The organism is Enterobacter cloacae complex sp. BZL2005 (genome assembly GCF_049238885.1).
GTDB classification, from domain to species: domain Bacteria; phylum Pseudomonadota; class Gammaproteobacteria; order Enterobacterales; family Enterobacteriaceae; genus Enterobacter; species Enterobacter roggenkampii.
The window spans coordinates 79,832-96,102 of sequence record NZ_JBMKGI010000003.1 but is presented as its reverse complement, the minus strand read 5'-3'; the positions used below and the strand labels follow the sequence as shown (position 1 = coordinate 96,102).

The window sequence follows — 16,271 nt, the reverse complement described above, 5'->3', positions numbered from 1 at the left end:
TGACGATGCGCCACGCACTTCTTCAACGCTTTGGGCACGGGCTGCTGGTGCTGTGGGCCGCCTTTACCCTCTCGTTCGTGTTGCTCCAGGTGCTGCCGGGCGACGCGGTGCTGATTAAATTTCAGAACCCGGACCTGGGCTTAAGCCCGGCGCAAATCGAGGAGATGCGCGTGGCCTACGGCGCGGACAGCCCGCTGTGGCAGCAATACGGCCATACGCTGCTGGCGATGCTGCACGGGGATTTCGGCTATTCGTTACAGGCCGGGGTGCCGGTCAGCGAGCTGATTGCCAGCAATCTGCCGGATACCCTGAGCCTCGCCCTGCCCGCCTTTTTACTCGCGGTCCTGCTGGCGTTTGCGCTGGCCTTTGCGTCGCGCCTGCCGGGTCTGCGCTGGCTAAGTAATACCCTCCAGTCGCTGCCGGTCCTGTTTATCTCGTTACCGACGTTCTGGCTGGGCATTGCCCTGATCCAGCTTTTTTCTTTTCAGCTGCGGCTGATCCCGGTAATTAACCCGACGCCGCTGCAGGGGCTGATCCTGCCGATCGTGACCGTCGCCATCCCGATCTCCGCCCCGCTGGCGCAAATCCTGATGCGCAGCCTGGACCAGGTGGCGACGCAGCCGTTTGTTGCCGTTGCCCGCGCCAAAGGGCTGAGTGAAACCGCCGTCCTGTGGCGCCACGTCACCGGCAACGCGCTGCTGCCGGTACTCAATATTGCCGGGCTGCTGCTGGGCGAGCTCATTGCCGGAGCGCTGATCACGGAAACCGTTTTTGGCCGCAGCGGGCTCGGGCAGCTGACCCAGCAGGCGGTAAATAACCAGGACATCGCCGTGCTTCAGGCGGTGGTGATGATTTCCGCCCTCGGCTTTGTCCTGATCAATCTGCTGGTGGACCTGCTGATGCCGCTGCTGGATCCCCGCCTGCAAACCGTTACCGGAGGTGCATCATGAGCCTGGTCGATTACGCTGCCGCGGCGCGAAAACACGTTCCCGGCTGGCAGGGCGTCGCATGGCAGCCGGGACTGTGGCTGGCGTGGGCGGTGATTATTCTCGCGGTTTTTGCCGCCGTGGCGCCCGGCCTGTTAACCCACTACAGCCCGATTGAGGGCATCGCCGGAGCGCAACGTCTGGCGCCGCAGGCGGGCCACTGGCTCGGCACCGATCAGCTTGGCCGCGATGTTTACACCCGTATTGTGTACGGTGCGTCCCACTCCCTGAGCGCGGCGCTCGCTGCCGTCACGATGGGGCTGGTGGTGGGCACCGGTCTCGGGGTGATCGCCGGGGCGTTCGCAGGACGCGTCGAGTCTTTCCTGATGCGTTTTGTCGACGTGCTGTTGTCCATTCCGTCTCTGCTGCTCTCGCTGACGGTCATTATTCTGCTCGGGTTTGGCACCGTTAACGCCGCCATTGCCGTCGGCGTGGCCTCCATTGCCAGCTTCGCCCGCCTCGCGCGCGGTGAAGTGGTGCGCATCCGCCATACGGATTATGTCGAGGCGGCGTTTGGCAGCGGCGGGACGTTCCTGGCGGTGCTATGGCGACACATCCTGCCCAACGCCTTAACCGCCGTCCTTGCCTTTGCCACGCTACAGTTTGGTCAGGCCATTCTGGCCCTGTCCACGCTGAGCTTTCTCGGCTACGGCACCCCGCCGCCCGTACCGGAATGGGGCTTATTGATTGCCGAAGGGCGTAACTATCTCTCTACCGCCTGGTGGTTAACCACCTTCCCCGGCGTGGTCGTCATCGCCGTCGTGCTGGCCACCAACCGTATCAGCCAGCAGTTCAGCGGAGGCCTGAAATGACCGTACTCTCGGTAGAAAACCTGACCATCAGCTACCGTACCGCGCGCCGGTGGCGCGAGGTGGTGCATAACGTCAGCTTCGCCCTTCAGCGGGGGGAAATGCTGGCCTTTGTCGGCGAATCCGGTTCCGGCAAAACGACCACGGCGCAGGCGATCATCGGCCTGCTGGCGGATAACGCCCGTCGGGATGCGGGGAAAATCGTGCTCAACGGCGAGGAGATTAGCCGGTGGTCAGCGAAGCGACTCGATACCCTTCGCGGGGCGCGAATCAGCCTGGTTCCGCAGGATCCGGGTAATTCACTCAATCCGGTGAAGACGATCGGCGCGCAGGTCGGGGAAATTATTCAGCTGCACCAGAAGGTGACTCACGCCCAACGCGACGAGCAGGTGCTCGCCCTGCTGAAAAAGGTCGGCCTGAGCCACCCCGAACAGCGCATGACGCAGTATCCGCATCAGCTCTCCGGCGGGATGAAACAGCGCGTGCTGATTGCCATCGCCATTGCCCTGAGCCCGGACGTCATCATTGCCGATGAGCCCACCAGCGCGCTGGACGTGACGGTGCAAAAACGCATTCTCGACCTGCTGGATATCCTGCGCCGGGAATCGGGCACCGCCGTTCTGTTTGTCACCCACGATCTGGCCCTGGCAGCCCAGCGCGCGGACAGGCTGCTGGTGTTTCGCAACGGTGAGGTTCAGGAGCATGGCGACACCGCCGATATCGTCCGCACGCCGCAGCACGCCTACACCCGTCAGCTGCTGAGCGATCTTCAGGGCCAGCGCCTGACCATCGCCCCGGTAGCCGGTCTCCCGCTCGCGTCACCGGCCATTCGCGCCCGGGCCATCAGCAAACGGTTCTCGCTGGGTAAAGGTCATCAGCTTCAGGCGTTGGATCGGGTGACGTTTGACGTCAGACGCGGCAGCACCCATGCGCTGGTCGGTGAGTCCGGCTCCGGGAAGACCACTCTCGCCCGTATTTTGCTGGGTTTTGAACAGGCGGATAACGGACAGGTCATTATTGATGACATTGATGCCACCGCGCTCAGCCGCGAGGCCCGCCGTCAACTGCGCCAGAAGATCCAGTTTGTCTACCAGAACCCGTTCGCCTCTCTCGACCCGCGTCAGACGCTGTTTGACATCATCGAAGAGCCCCTGAAGAACTTTTCTCGCCTCGCCAAGGCGGAGCGAAAGGCCCGGGTGGAGACCGTGGCGCAGCGGGTTGCCCTGCCCGTCGAACTCCTGACCCGCACCGCCAGAGAGCTTTCAGGCGGGCAGCGACAGCGCGTGGCCATCGCCCGGGCGCTGATCCTGGAGCCGACCATTCTGGTGCTGGACGAAGCCACCTCCGCGCTGGACGTCACCGTCCAGGCGCAGATCCTGGCGCTGCTTCAGCAGCTGCAGCAGCAGCTGGGATTAACCTACCTGTTCATCACGCACGATCTCTCTACCGTTCGCCGGATCGCCCACAGCGTCACGGTGCTGCGCAGCGGTCAGGTGGTCGAACACGGTGACGTCGAGACCTTATTCACGTCACCGCAGAACGACTATACCCGCGAGCTGATTGCCGCCATTCCCCATTTTTCACCCGCTACGGAGGAGTTCGCATGACGCGAAAACGCCTGGGATTTTTCACCCGCCTGCTTGACGACGCCACGCCGAAAGAGCGCTATCGACTGGCTACAGAACAGATCCGCCACGCTGAACGCCACGGTTTTGACAGCGCCTGGATTGCCCAGCACCACTTCCACGAAAGTGAAGGCGGCCTGCCGTCGCCGCTGCTGTTTCTGGCCCACGTTGCGGCGCATACCGAAACCATCCGGCTGGGCACGGCCATCATCACCCTGCCGATGGAAAACCCGCTGCGCGTGGCGGAAGATGCGGCGGTGCTGGATTTACTCGCCGATGGACGTCTCGAAGTCGGTTTTGGTTCGGGCGGCACGCCGACCTCTTTCCTGCCGTTCGGACTGACGTTTGAACAGCGCGGCGCGGCCTTTGCCGACCATTTACATGTGATCCAGAGCGCCTGGCGCGGGGATTCACTGACCCATCCGGATAACCACCTCTACCCGCCAGCGCCACAGCTGGCTGACAGGATCTGGATTGCCACCTTTTCCGTCGACGGCGCCGTTCGCGCCGCGCGGGCCGGACACGGGTTAATGCTCTCCCGCACGCAGCCGCGTCCGGCAGACCAGTTGGATCTCACGCTCGACGCGATCCAGAACCCGATTGTGGATGCCTACCTTGAGGCCCTGCCTGCCGGTATCGCACCGCGTATTCTGGCCTCCCGTACGGCATTCGTCGCCGACAGCGATGACTATGCGCTGAAGGTTGCGACGCCGGGTCTCACCAGACAGGCCCAGCAGCATCGCGCTGCCGGACACGCGGTTAAGGGTGACACCGTCACCGATTTTCGTCGCCAGTTCGACGCCCACATCGGTTCGCCCGAGACGGTGCTGCGTTCGCTGCAGGCCGATTCCGTTCTCCGGCGCGCCACGGACATCTCATTCCAGGTCCATTCGGTCGAGCCCACCCATCGCGACACCCTGCGCTCCATCGAACTGATCGCCGAACATATTGCCCCCCACATCCTTTGAGGAGACACCTATGTCATTAAGTCACGACATTCTCGCCGAGCTGGCGGAAATCAAACCCGGTTCCCCTCTGGCAGAGGCGCGCGCCACGCGGGACGCCGCCACGCGCCACGCCCAAGGCAGCTACGAAATCTTATTTACTCAGCAGGATAGCGATTTTGCGCTGGACGAGCGCTTCGCCGTCGCGGCAAAAGTCGCCAGGTGGCACAACGCGGAGGCGCTGGCCGCGCACTATGCGGGGTTTGGCCTGGCAGACCCGACCTCAGACCGTCTGACCCCGGCGCTGAATTTCGCGCGCCTGCTGACCTTCTCGCCCGTTGAAGCCACGCCGACATCGTTAAGGGCGCTGACCCAGGCGGGTTGGAGCAAGGAAGGCATCGTGACGCTGGCGCAGCTTATCGCCTTTGTCAGCTTCCAGAGCCGACTGATTGCCGGGCTGCGGCTGCTGAACGACAGGCCCGTCGCCAAAAGCGATGCGCCAGTGGCGGCAGGCGTCTGGCACACGACCGCCACCACGGCCACCGGGAAGGCGGCTCCCGTCGCCTTCACCCAGCAGGAGCTGGGCTGGGAGCCGTGGATCGCCGCCAAACCGCTGGCGGATTTTCGTGATGACGAGGTTGCGATCCTGGCGAAGTTTGGCCACACCGATTCCGACTATTTCCGCCTGCTGGGGCGCAACCTGCCGGTGCTTGAACAGCGCACGCTAACGGATAAGGGGATTTTTTATACGCCGGGGGGGTTGCCGCGCGCCGAGCGCGAGCTGGCGGCAACGGTCGCCAGTAAAATCAACGGCTGCATTTACTGCGCATCTGTCCATGCGCGGAAAGCCAGCCAGCTGTCTAAGGATGACGCGGCGGTAGAGGCCCTGCTGGCCGTGCGTCCGGGACAGTCCCTGAGCGAGGGGCAGTCTGCGCGCTGGCAGGCGGAGATTAATTTTGCGGCAGCGCTGTCGGTTACGCCGCCGGCCGCCACGCCGCTGCACCTTGCCGCGCTGGAAAAAGAGGGGCTGGACACCTTAGCCCAGCTTGATCTGGTGCAGTCCGCCGCGTTCTTCGCCTGGGCCAACCGCCTGATGCTGACCCTGGGCGAGCCCTGGCTTGCCTGACTTCCATCAGGCTAGCGCACGCGCGTTAGCCTGAGCCTGCCTGGCACGCAGGTAACCGTAGATCAGTAATGCACTCATGGCCGAGAACGAGAGTAACGCCGCAGGCAGCGTGACGTAGCGCCAGCTAAAGCCGAGGGTAATCATCATCCCACCAAAGTACGCCCCGATCGCGCTGCCGAGATTAAACGCCATCTGCCCGCCCGCGGCCCCCAGCATCTCGCCGCCCTTCGCATTTTGCAGAAGGAGGATCTGCAGCGGCGCAGAGAGCGCAAACAGCCCGGCGCAGCAGATAAAGCCCATCACCAGCGAGGCCGTTTTCAGTTCACCGCAGGCAAAAAGCAGCAGCAGCGAGGCGACAATCACCATGTCGGTAGTCGCCGCAATGCGCAGCGGGCTAAAGCGTCCCGAGAGTTTGCCGCTCAACAGATTGCCCAACACCATGCCAAGGCCCATCAGCATCATGATGATCGTCATCATGCCTTCAGAAAAGCCAGAAAGGTTGACCATAAACGGTTTAACGAAGCTGAACCACGCGAATACACCGGCGTTACCAAACATGGTGGCGGCAAAAATCAGCCAGGGCTCCGGTTTCTTCAGGAACTGGAACTGCTCGGTCAGTTTAATTTCTGATTTGTCATGAATGTCCGGCACCCAGATCAGCACCGAGAGGATCACCAGCGCATCGAACAGGGCGATCAGGAAAAAGGTATAACGCCAGCTGAACTGGTGCCCCAGCCAGGTGCCGAGCGGCACACCCACCAGGTTGGCGACGGTCATTCCGGCGATCATCCCGGCCACCGCGACCGTAACCTTCCCCGGCGGCGCAATTTTAGACAGAATAATCGCCCCTACGCCGAAAATCGCGCCGTGCGGGAAACCGGAAATCAGCCGCCCCAGCGCCAGCCAGAAATATGACGTAGAAAACGTAAACAGGGCATTGCCAACAGCGCACATCGCCACCAGAAACAGCAGCGTGGTTTTTAACGAGAACTTGCCGGAGAAGAGCGCCACAATCGGGGCGCCAATCACCACGCCGAAGGCATAAAACGAGATCATATTCCCGGCGGAGGGAATCGAAATACCGGTGTCATGCGCCAGCTCGGTTAACACGCCCATGATGCCAAATTCAGCCATGCCCAGGCCAAATGTGCCAAGCGCCAACGAAAATATTGTCTTTTTCATACCTCAACCACGGGTTAATCACTCGCAGCGGGCATTATTAAATAATCTTGTATGGTGAGCCAGTTCAAATCAGGTGGCTGACAGGTTAATCCATTAATTCAGGTGGATTACACTTCATAGTGCGGCCTCGCTTTTTTCCGTGCCGAACAACCTGAGGATGACAATCATGGGAAGCAAAAAGAAAACCCCTGTCGCTGTTGATGTTGTATCGAATGCACCGCTTAAGACCAAAGAGTATGAAAAAGAGCTCCGCCGCCTGCACGTCGAACTGGTTAAGCTCCAGCAGTGGGTCGTCGCCAAAGGGTTAAAAGTGTGTATTGTTTTTGAAGGACGCGATGGCGCCGGCAAAGGCGGCACCATTAAAGCGATCACCGAGCGCGTCAGCCCGCGCGTGTTTCGCGTTGTTGCGCTCCCTGCCCCAACGGAAAAAGAAAAAAGCCAGCTCTACTTCCAGCGCTATGTGCCCCACCTGCCTTCGGCGGGTGAAATCGTGATCTTCGATCGCAGCTGGTATAACCGCGCGGGCGTGGAACGAGTGATGGGGTTCTGCACGGAGGAACAGGCGGAGAAATTTTTAGACGGCGCGCCGGTTATGGAAAAAGCGATGGTCGATGCCGGCATTATCCTGCTGAAGTACTGGCTGGAGGTGACGCCGAAAGAGCAGGAGCGCCGCCTGCGCGACCGTATTAACGATGGGCGTAAGATCTGGAAGCTGTCGCCGATGGATATTAAATCCTTTAACCTCTGGGATGAGTATACCCTTGCGCGCGACGCCATGTTTGAAGCCACCGATACCGCCTGGGCGCCGTGGTTTGTGGCGCGTTCAGAGGATAAAAAACGCGTGCGCCTGAATATTATTTCGCATCTGCTTTCGCAGATCCCGTATAAAGAAATTCACGTCGACAAGGTGGATTTACCGAAGCGCAAAATCGGCAAGGTCAAACCCACGAAATATCCGTTCCGGTATGTGGAAGAGCGGTTCTGATTTGAAGAGTAGGCCCGCGCAAGCGCAGCGCCGCCGGGCAAAGCCGACGGCGCAGGTTTTACTTCATCCCTTCCGTACTTTCCTGTTTCGCTTCCAGCCGTTCCACATCACGGTACCAGCGCGGATGGTGTTTCTGCGCCCAGCGGCGGCTCACCTTCCCTTCAATCATGCCTTTAATCGATCCTTTCACCCAGAACGCCATATACATATGGATCAGGATGGCGTGAATCAGAATGATGGCCGACGTCGCGTGGATCAGCAGCGCGTAGCGAATCACCTGTATCGGGAAGTAGTGTGCAAAATACGGACGCCAGATCATCACCCCGGTCACCAGCAGCACAAAAATCATGCTCATGATGGTCCAGAACATCATCTTCTGCCCGGCGTTGTATTTCCCCACCTTCGCGACTTTGTGCTCGTTACCCTTCAGGACTTCAACGATCCCTTTCACCCACGGGATATCCTGCTTGTCCGGGATATTGTGATGGACGAAGCGCACGAACATAAACATCAGCACCACGAAAATCAGCACGCCGAAGAACGGGTGCAGAATGCGCCCCATCTGCGGCGTACCGAAGGTTTCGGTCAGCCACTGCAGCGTCGGGAAGAAGAACGAAATTCCCGATACCGCCACCAGGAAGAAGCAGATCACTACCGTCCAGTGACATGCGCGATCGACAAATTTGGTGCGCACTATCATTTTCGACTTACTCATGATGCTCCTCCTCGTCGTCATCCACCTCTTTGTTTGGCCCGATACCGATGTAGTGATAAATCAGCCCGGCAAAGGTGGCGATAAAGCCCGCCGCGGAGAGCGGCTTGAGCGCCCCTTTCCACAGGTTGATGGCGGTATCGATCGCCGGATCCTTCGGCAGGTTGTGGTACAGCTCCGGCTGGTCGCTATGGTGCAGCACATACATGACGTGCGTGCCGCCCACGCCCTGCGGGTTGTAAACGCCCGCTTTGTCGTAGCCCCGCGCTTTGAGCTTATCGACGCGCTCTTGCGCCACGTCCAGCATCTCTTTTTTGGTGCCGAAATGAATGGCGCCGGTTGGACAGGTCTTCACGCAGGCAGGCTCCTGCCCGACGCTGACGCGGTCCACGCACAGGGTGCATTTGTATACCCGGTTATCCTCTTTATTGAGGCGCGGGATATTAAACGGACAGCCCGCGATGCAGTACCCGCAGCCGATGCAGTTGTCCTGCTGGAAATCGACGATCCCGTTGGCGTACTGGATAATTGCCCCGGCAGACGGGCACGCCTTCAGGCAGCCCGGATCTTCACAGTGCATGCAGCCGTCTTTGCGGATCAGCCACTCCAGCCTGCCGTTCTGGTCGGTTTCGCTAAAGCGCATCACCGTCCAGGATTTGGCACTCAGATCCGCCGGATTGTCGTACACCCCAACGCAGTGCCCTACCTCGTCGCGAATATCGTTCCACTCCGAACAGGCCACCTGACAGGCCTTACAGCCCACGCAGGAGGAGACGTCGATAAGCTTGGCGACCTCTGCCTTGTAGTCCCGCGCGCGGGGCGCGGGCGTTATGGGATTGGTCGCGGAGCGTTTAATAATGTCTTGTGTTTCCATCGCCATTTAATCGCTCCTTACGCTTTCTCGATGTTGACCAGAAACGCTTTATACTCCGGCGTTTGCGAGTTGGAATCGCCGACGTTTGGCGTCAGGGTATTGGCGATGTAGCCTTTCTGCGCCACCCCTTCAAAGCCCCAGTGCAGCGGGATACCGACGGTTTCCACCTGCTGGCCGTGCACGTTCAGCGACTGCAGGCGGCGGGTGACCACCGCCACCGCGCGGATAAAGCCGCGCTTGCTGCTCACCTTCACGCGATCGCCGTTGGCGATGCCCTTCGCTTTCGCCAGCGTTTCGCTTATCTCCACAAACTGTTCCGGCTGCGCGATGGCGTTAAGCCGCCCGTGCTTGGTCCAGGTATGGAAATGCTCGGTCAGGCGGTAGGTCGTCCCTACGTACGGGAACTTGTCCTTTTTGCCCAGGCGCAGCACGTCGTCTTCGTAGATACGCACCACCGGGCTGGAGACCACGTTCGGGTGCAGCGGGTTGGTGCCGAGCGGCGTTTCCATCGGCTCGTAGTGTTCCGGGAACGGCCCTTCCGCCAGCTTGTTGAGGGCGAACAGGCGTCCCAGCCCTTCCGGCTGCATGATAAACGGCCCGGTGTTGCTGCCCGGCGCGGCGGTGCTGTAGTCCGGGATGTCGTTCCCCGTCCACTTCGTCCCGTTCCACTGGATCAGCATGCGCTTCGGATCCCACGGCTTGCCGTTCACGTCGGCGGACGCACGGTTGTACAGCACGCGACGGTTCAGCGGCCATGCCCAAGCCCAGCCCAGCGTGTTACCCAGGCCTGACGGGTCAGCGTTGTCGCGGTTGGCCATCTGGTTACCCTGCTCCGTCCAGCTGCCGGTGTAGATCCAGCAGGATGATGCCGTGGTACCGTCGTCACGCAGCAGCGCGAAGCTGTTCAGCAGCTGGCCTTTCTTCGCCACCAGATTGCCGTTCGCGTCATACAGATCCGCCAGCGCCACGCCGTTGTTCTCTTTCGCGACCTCTTCGGATTCAGGACGATCCGGCTGCTTGTAGTGCCAGCTCATCTTCAGCAGCGGCTCTGCACCTTTGCCGCCTTCGGTGCGGTACATTTCGCGCAGGCGGTGGTAAATCCCGGCCAGGATCTCGCCGTCGTTACGCGCTTCGCCCGGGGCGTCCTGGCCTTTCCAGTGCCACTGCAGCCAGCGGCCGGAGTTGGCAATAGAGCCGTCCTCTTCCGCAAAGCAGGTGGACGGCAGGCGGAACACTTCGGTCTGAATTGACGCCGGATCGACATCGTTTGACTCCCCGTGGTTCTGCCAGAAGGTGGAGGTCTCGGTCACCAGCGGATCGATAACCACCATGTACTTCAGCTTGCTCAGGCTGCGAACGACTTTGTTTTTGTCCGGGAAGGAGGCCACCGGGTTGAAGCCCTGGCAGATATACCCCGTGACGTCGCCCTTATCCATCATGTTGAAATACTTGATGACGTCATAAGCCTGATCCCACTTCGGCAGCCACTCAAAGCCCCAGTCGTTCTCTTTCTGCGCCGCATCGCCGTAGAAGGATTTCATCAGGCTGACGTAGAACTTCGGATAGTTGCTCCAGTAGTTCACCTGATCCGGCAGCGTCGCTTTTGGCGTGTTCGCCGCCAGATAGCTTTGCAAATCCGTCTGTTTTTCAGACGGCAGCGTCAGGTAGCCCGGCAGGCTGGTGGAGAGCAGACCGAGATCGGTCAGGCCCTGAATGTTTGAGTGGCCGCGCAGCGCGTTCACGCCGCCGCCTGCCATCCCCATGTTGCCGAGCAGCAGCTGGATCATCGCCATGGTGCGGATGTTCTGCGCGCCCACGGTGTGCTGCGTCCAGCCCAGCGCGTACAGGAACGTGGTGGTTCTGTCGGCGGCGCTGGTGGAAGCCAGCACTTCACACACCTTCAGGAAGTCCGCTTTCGGCGTGCCGCAGATGTTCTCCACGACGTCCGGCGTATAGCGGGAGACGTGCTGCTTCAGCAGGTTCCACACGCAGCGCGGATGCGTGAGCGTTTCATCGCGCATCGCATAGCCGTTTTCATCGAACTGATAGTTCCAGGACGTTTTATCGTACTGGAGTTTTTCGGCGTCATAGCCGCTAAACAGCCCGTCTTCGAAGGCAAAATCATCCCGCACCAGCAGGTTCGCGTTGGTGTAGTGCTTAACGTATTCCGCGTTGATTTTGTTGTTTTCGATCAGGTACAGCAGCACGCCGGACAGGAACGTAATGTCCGTACCGGAGCGGATCGGCGCATAGATATCGGCCACCGATGCCGTACGCGTAAAGCGCGGATCGACGACGATAAGCGTCGCATCGTTGTTGTTTTTCGCTTCCATCGCCCAGCGGAACCCCACCGGATGGGCTTCAGCGGCGTTACCGCCCATCACCACCACGACGTTCGCGTTTTTGATATCAACCCAGTGGTTGGTCATCGCACCGCGACCAAATGTTGGAGCAAGACTTGCTACCGTTGGTCCGTGTCAGACGCGCGCCTGGTTGTCTACCGCCAGCATGCCGAGCGAGCGCACAAATTTTTGCGTCAGCATGCCGGTTTCATTACTGGCTGCCGAGGCGCATAGCATGCCGGTGGAAAGCCAGCGGTTGACCGTCACGCCCTGCGCATTCTTTTCAATAAAGTTGGCGTCGCGGTCGGCTTTCATCAATTTCGCAATACGGGAGAAGGCCTCATCCCAGGAGATACGCTGCCATTTGTCGGAGCCCGGCGCGCGGTATTCGGGGTAGCGCAGGCGGTTTTCGCTGTGGACGTAGTCCAGCAGCCCCGCCCCTTTCGGGCATAACGCCCCGCGGCTCACCGGATGATCCGGATCCCCTTCAATGTGATAAATCGCTTCTCTGGCGTTCTTCGCGCCATCGCCCAGGCTATACATTAAAAGCCCACAACCCACGGAGCAGTATGTGCAGGTGTTACGGATCTCTTTGGCGCGCAGCAGTTTATAGTTGCGTGCCTGAGCCAGCGCCATTTTGGGAGCAAATCCCAGCATTGCGGCTGTTGTTCCGGCCATACCGCCCGCGCAGATTTTAAAAAATTGTCTGCGGCTGACGTCCATTGCTGTCCTCGTTATCTGAAAAGACTTCGCGCCGCAAACTAACAGCAAAGCCCCTGATTTTTTTGCGTCAAATCAAGGTCATCAGCCTTCCCCCCCTTAATAGTCACCTCCGCAACGTTTCATTACCCCTTTTTGATTAACGGCTTAAGAGAATAATTCACGACAGCGACAGGCGTAATGCGATACATTTTTCCTTTAATTTTTATTGTGATGGCGAATAATGGACAGAAAGAGAGCAACGCTTATTGGGCTGGCGGCAATACTGCTATGGAGCACCATGGTCGGCCTTATTCGCAGCGTGAGTGAAGGATTGGGCCCTGTTGGCGGTGCCGCGATGATTTACACCCTCAGCGGATTACTGTGTCTGGTGACGGTAGGATTTCCTGATATCCGACGGTTTTCTCCCCGCTATCTTATTGCCGGCAGCGTTTTATTTGTCAGCTACGAAATATGTCTGGCGCTGTCGCTGGGCTATGCCGCAACGCGATCGCAGGCGATTGAAGTGGGCATGGTCAATTACCTTTGGCCGAGCCTGACGATCGTATTTGCGATTTTGTTCAACGGGCAAAAGTCTACCCTGTGGGTGATCCCCGGCTTGCTCATTTCTCTGCTGGGCGTGTGCTGGGTATTGGGCGGCGAAGAAGGATTACACCTTGAGGAAATAACCCGGAATGTCGTTTCCAGCCCTCTGAGCTATGCGCTGGCGTTTGCCGGAGCCTTTATCTGGGCCGCCTATTGCACCGTCACCAGCAAATTTGCGAAAGGGCAAAACGGCATCACTCTGTTTGTTTTGCTGACCGCGCTGAGTCTGTGGGTGAAATATGCCCTGAGCGATCAGCCCGACATGGTGTTCACGCTTCCGGTAGTCGTGAAGCTGGTTATGTGCGGTATCGCGCTTGGGTTTGGTTACGCCGCCTGGAATATTGGCATCCTGCACGGTAACGTCACGGTTCTGGCTGCCGTATCCTATTTTACCCCCGTGCTTTCTGCCGCGCTTGCCGCCGCGGTGCTAAGCTCCCCCCTGTCATTCTCGTTCTGGCAAGGCGCGCTGATGGTCAGCGCAGGGTCGTTGCTCTGCTGGTACGCCACACGAAAATAACGCTGCTCGACTGGCCGGGGGAATTTCAACCCGGCAACATAATTAACATAAATTTAAAATGTGATCAGGCATCAGAATATTTATCATGATAATAGAGCGTCTGTTTAAGTTCGGTTTATATTGAACGCCTTCTGTAAAGGCACCTGAAGCGAGCTGACACAAACTGACAACCCAATGAAATTAGTGAATGATGAATATTAACGCTCTGGATAGCATGGCGTGCAATAATTCAGCTCTGACAGTTTTATGATAATATGCGGAATAGACGCTGAAAAATTAAAACAACCCATTGTTTTTAAAGAAAAGTAGCAATACCACCCTCATTAAACCCTCGGAAATTGCGAAATTTAACGCGATAAACAAAAACCATCAGAAATTATAGTAAAAGCAATAATCCCACTAACTAAATAGCTATTAATCGTATAAATTCCGACCATATTGTTTGAATGATCGCCTTCTCACACGATCGAGATCACACTAATTGAAATTATCTCTAATATTTTGAAACTTATTATTGAAATAAGACTACGAGATTTTTAAGAATAGCATGCCATTGACGAACAGCCTCGTTTAGAAATCGTTCAAAGTGGTTCAGGAAATACCGAAAAAAATTATAAGGAACATTTAAGATGAAACTTAAATTAGTTGCAGTGGCAGTCACTTCCATGCTGGCAGCAGGCGTTGTTAACGCTGCCGAAATTTACAACAAAGACGGTAACAAACTGGATCTGTACGGTAAAGTGACAGGTCTGCACTATTTCTCTGATGATGCTGGCGCAGATGGCGATAAAACCTACATGCGTATCGGCTTCAAGGGTGAAACCCAGGTTAACGATCAGCTGTCCGGTTACGGCCAGTGGGAATACCAGATTCAGGGCAACAAAGACGAAGGCGACAACCAGTCCTGGACTCGTGTGGCGTTTGCAGGTCTGAAGTTCGCGGAAGCAGGTTCATTCGATTATGGTCGTAACTACGGCGTGATTTACGACGTGACCTCCTGGACCGACGTTCTGCCAGAATTCGGCGGTGACACCTACGGTGCCGACAACTTCATGCAGTCTCGTGCTAACGGCGTGGCAACCTACCGTAACCAGGACTTCTTCGGTCTGGTTGACGGCCTGAACTTTGCTCTGCAGTATCAGGGTAAAAACGGCAGCGTAAGTGGTGAAAACACCAGCGGTCGCAGCCTGCTGAACCAGAACGGTGACGGCTATGGCGCATCCCTGACTTACGATCTGGGCGAAGGCTTCAGCGTAGGTGGTGCAATGTCCTCCTCCCGTCGTACCGCTGACCAGAATGCGGCTGGCGTATACGGTGAAGGCGACCGCGCAGAAGTATACAGCGGTGGTGTGAAATACGACGCGAACAACATTTACCTCGCGGCGCAATACTCTCAGACCTACAATGCAACCCGTTTCGGTACCTCTAACAACAAGCGTACCGACATTTACGGCTTTGCAAATAAGGCGCAAAACTTCGAAGTTGTGGCCCAGTATCAGTTCGACTTTGGCCTGCGTCCGTCTATCGCTTACCTGCAGTCTAAAGGCAAAGACATCGAAAACTTCGGCGACCAGGATCTGGTGAAATACATCGATGTTGGCACGACCTATTATTTTAACAAAAACATGTCCACCTACGTGGATTACAAAATCAACCTGCTCGATGACAACAAGTTCACTCGCCAGGCAGGCATCGGTACCGACAACATCGTAGCGCTGGGTCTGACCTACCAGTTCTAAATCTTGTCTCTCCAAAAGCCAGCTGAACAGCTGGCTTTTTTATCGCCCTCTTTTACCCGCCAGACGACTCCCCGCCCGCTGCCCGCCGCAGCCAGTTTTGCAGCAGCTTGCCGTCTTCGGTCATCTCTGAATCTGAGCGCACGCAGAGGTAATAGTCGCGTCCGTCATCAATCGGTAGGTCAAAGATCTTCACCAGCTCGCCGCTCTCAAGATACGGCGCAATCAGCGGCTCCCGCATCAGCGCACACCCCAGACCCGCCTGTACGCCCGCCAGCGTCAGCAGACCGTCCTCAAACATTGGACCGCTGCGGCGAACGGGACGCTTCACCCCCTGCTGTACAAACCACTGCGCCCACGTCGTGCGCTCCTCATCGTGCAGCAGCGGCATCTGCAGCAGTTGCTCAGGCGTGTCGATATGGCCGTGAATACGCAAAAACGCGCGGCTGCACACCGGCACCATCTGTCCGGAAATCAGCTTTTCACTCTGATAGCCCGCCCACTGACCGTTGCCAAAACGAATCGACATATCCGACGCGTCGCTCAGATAGTTACGATGGTTGGCATACACCACGTTGATCTCGGTCTGCGGGTTGGCGCGCATGAACGCAGGCAAGCGCGGGATAAACCACCCCATACCAAAAAGCGGGATCAGGCTGATGGTGACCTGACGCGTTTGCGCCTGCTCCGCCAGGTGCTCCGTCGCCTGGCGCAGCACGTTAAACGCCGCACGGATCGAGCGGTAGTATTCACGCCCGTGCTGGCTCAGCACCAGCCTGCGCCCCTGACGCTCCGTCAACGGCATTTGCAGGTACCCTTCGAGCACCCTGAGCTGATGGCTGACGGCCGACGGAGAAATGTCCAGCTCCTGCGCGGCCAGCGTGACGCTGCCCAGCCGGGCGATGGCCTCAAAGGCACGCACAGCCCGAAGCGGCGGATCGTTTGCCAGGCGACTTTCTGCATACGCAGGCAGGCCAACCAATTGTTCTGTTTTATTCATATGTTGATTTCTTTAGGCTTTTCACCCAAAAGCAGGCCTTAATTATATTTATATAAATCATAAATATAGAACAATATCTATTTATCATAAGAAATAATAGATGCGTATTTTACAATTTAATTCATTTA

At 57.9% G+C, this 16,271-nt stretch carries 13 protein-coding genes; 8 read left to right on the top strand and 5 right to left on the bottom strand.

Annotated features, from left to right (window positions below; genetic code table 11):
* The first annotated feature begins 5 nt into the window (after nt 1-5).
* Genes ACOTXI_RS07795 through ACOTXI_RS07775 form a run of 5 tightly spaced genes read left to right on the top strand, consistent with a single transcriptional unit; the run spans nt 6 to nt 5,490 of the window.
* Entirely contained in the window at nt 6-950 is a 945-nt protein-coding gene (locus tag ACOTXI_RS07795) for an ABC transporter permease (RefSeq protein WP_008501721.1), read from the top strand.
* Nucleotides 947-1,798 carry an ABC transporter permease gene (locus ACOTXI_RS07790; RefSeq protein WP_008501722.1) on the top strand — a complete coding sequence of 284 codons (852 nt, stop codon included), beginning with the start codon at nt 947-949 and terminating at the stop codon, nt 1,796-1,798. The genes ACOTXI_RS07795 and ACOTXI_RS07790 overlap by 4 nt, the downstream gene beginning before the upstream one ends.
* Nucleotides 1,795-3,402 carry a dipeptide ABC transporter ATP-binding protein gene (locus tag ACOTXI_RS07785; RefSeq protein ID WP_008501723.1) on the top strand — a complete coding sequence of 536 codons (1,608 nt, stop codon included), beginning with the start codon at nt 1,795-1,797 and terminating at the stop codon, nt 3,400-3,402. The genes ACOTXI_RS07790 and ACOTXI_RS07785 overlap by 4 nt, the downstream gene beginning before the upstream one ends.
* On the top strand, nt 3,399-4,388 hold the full coding sequence (locus tag ACOTXI_RS07780) for a putative FMN-dependent luciferase-like monooxygenase (protein WP_008501724.1): 990 nt from the start codon (nt 3,399-3,401) through the stop codon (nt 4,386-4,388). The genes ACOTXI_RS07785 and ACOTXI_RS07780 overlap by 4 nt, the downstream gene beginning before the upstream one ends.
* Nucleotides 4,389-4,398: 10 nt before the next feature.
* Nucleotides 4,399-5,490, top strand: a complete 1,092-nt coding sequence (locus ACOTXI_RS07775; RefSeq protein WP_045352504.1) for an alkylhydroperoxidase domain protein — start codon at nt 4,399-4,401, stop codon at nt 5,488-5,490.
* Between the two features lie 6 nt (nt 5,491-5,496).
* On the opposite strand, the gene araJ is transcribed toward ACOTXI_RS07775, so the two are convergent.
* Entirely contained in the window at nt 5,497-6,672 is a 1,176-nt protein-coding gene (gene araJ / locus ACOTXI_RS07770) for an MFS transporter AraJ (RefSeq protein WP_008501726.1), read from the bottom strand.
* Nucleotides 6,673-6,838: 166 nt separating this feature from the next.
* Between araJ and ppk2 the strand changes: the two genes are divergently transcribed.
* Entirely contained in the window at nt 6,839-7,657 is an 819-nt protein-coding gene (ppk2, locus tag ACOTXI_RS07765; RefSeq protein WP_008501727.1) for a polyphosphate kinase 2, read from the top strand.
* A gap of 58 nt (nt 7,658-7,715) precedes the next feature.
* Here the strand turns inward: ppk2 and fdnI are convergent, their stop codons facing one another.
* Genes fdnI through fdnG form a run of 3 tightly spaced genes read right to left on the bottom strand, consistent with a single transcriptional unit; the run spans nt 7,716 to nt 12,308 of the window.
* A complete protein-coding gene (fdnI, locus tag ACOTXI_RS07760; protein WP_008501728.1) occupies nt 7,716-8,372 on the bottom strand; it encodes a formate dehydrogenase-N subunit gamma in 657 nt (218 codons plus the stop codon).
* On the bottom strand, nt 8,365-9,249 hold the full coding sequence (gene fdxH / locus ACOTXI_RS07755) for a formate dehydrogenase subunit beta (protein ID WP_008501729.1): 885 nt from the start codon (nt 9,247-9,249) through the stop codon (nt 8,365-8,367). The genes fdnI and fdxH overlap by 8 nt, the downstream gene beginning before the upstream one ends.
* Before the next feature lie 11 nt (nt 9,250-9,260).
* A complete protein-coding gene (gene fdnG / locus ACOTXI_RS07750) occupies nt 9,261-12,308 on the bottom strand; it encodes a formate dehydrogenase-N subunit alpha (RefSeq protein ID WP_102000891.1) in 3,048 nt (1,015 codons plus the stop codon).
* 220 nt (nt 12,309-12,528) lie between these two features.
* Here fdnG and yddG point away from each other — a divergent pair, with 220 nt between their 5' ends.
* Nucleotides 12,529-13,407, top strand: a complete 879-nt coding sequence (yddG, locus tag ACOTXI_RS07745) for an aromatic amino acid DMT transporter YddG (RefSeq protein ID WP_058654484.1) — start codon at nt 12,529-12,531, stop codon at nt 13,405-13,407.
* Between the two features lie 629 nt (nt 13,408-14,036).
* Nucleotides 14,037-15,146 (top strand): porin OmpC, encoded by a 1,110-nt coding sequence (locus tag ACOTXI_RS07740; RefSeq protein WP_058654485.1) that lies wholly within the window; start codon nt 14,037-14,039, stop codon nt 15,144-15,146.
* A 52-nt stretch (nt 15,147-15,198) separates the two neighbouring features.
* On the opposite strand, the gene ACOTXI_RS07735 is transcribed toward ACOTXI_RS07740, so the two are convergent.
* On the bottom strand, nt 15,199-16,143 hold the full coding sequence (locus tag ACOTXI_RS07735; RefSeq protein ID WP_008501734.1) for a LysR substrate-binding domain-containing protein: 945 nt from the start codon (nt 16,141-16,143) through the stop codon (nt 15,199-15,201).
* Nucleotides 16,144-16,271 lie beyond the last annotated feature (128 nt).

Excerpts from the sequence above, each read along its gene's own strand:
- ACOTXI_RS07780 (WP_008501724.1), top strand. The coding sequence starts at position 3,399 with ATGACGCGAAAACGCCTGGGATTTTTCACCCGCCTGCTTGACGACGCC.
- ppk2 (WP_008501727.1), top strand. The coding sequence starts at position 6,839 with ATGGGAAGCAAAAAGAAAACCCCTGTCGCTGTTGATGTTGTATCGAAT.
- ACOTXI_RS07795 (WP_008501721.1), top strand. The coding sequence starts at position 6 with ATGCGCCACGCACTTCTTCAACGCTTTGGGCACGGGCTGCTGGTGCTG.
- ACOTXI_RS07790 (WP_008501722.1), top strand. The coding sequence starts at position 947 with ATGAGCCTGGTCGATTACGCTGCCGCGGCGCGAAAACACGTTCCCGGC.
- ACOTXI_RS07740 (WP_058654485.1), top strand. The coding sequence starts at position 14,037 with ATGAAACTTAAATTAGTTGCAGTGGCAGTCACTTCCATGCTGGCAGCA.
- ACOTXI_RS07775 (WP_045352504.1), top strand. The coding sequence starts at position 4,399 with ATGTCATTAAGTCACGACATTCTCGCCGAGCTGGCGGAAATCAAACCC.
- yddG (WP_058654484.1), top strand. The coding sequence starts at position 12,529 with ATGGACAGAAAGAGAGCAACGCTTATTGGGCTGGCGGCAATACTGCTA.
- fdnI (WP_008501728.1), bottom strand. The coding sequence starts at position 8,372 with ATGAGTAAGTCGAAAATGATAGTGCGCACCAAATTTGTCGATCGCGCA.
- ACOTXI_RS07735 (WP_008501734.1), bottom strand. The coding sequence starts at position 16,143 with ATGAATAAAACAGAACAATTGGTTGGCCTGCCTGCGTATGCAGAAAGT.
- araJ (WP_008501726.1), bottom strand. The coding sequence starts at position 6,672 with ATGAAAAAGACAATATTTTCGTTGGCGCTTGGCACATTTGGCCTGGGC.
- fdxH (WP_008501729.1), bottom strand. The coding sequence starts at position 9,249 with ATGGCGATGGAAACACAAGACATTATTAAACGCTCCGCGACCAATCCC.
- ACOTXI_RS07785 (WP_008501723.1), top strand. The coding sequence starts at position 1,795 with ATGACCGTACTCTCGGTAGAAAACCTGACCATCAGCTACCGTACCGCG.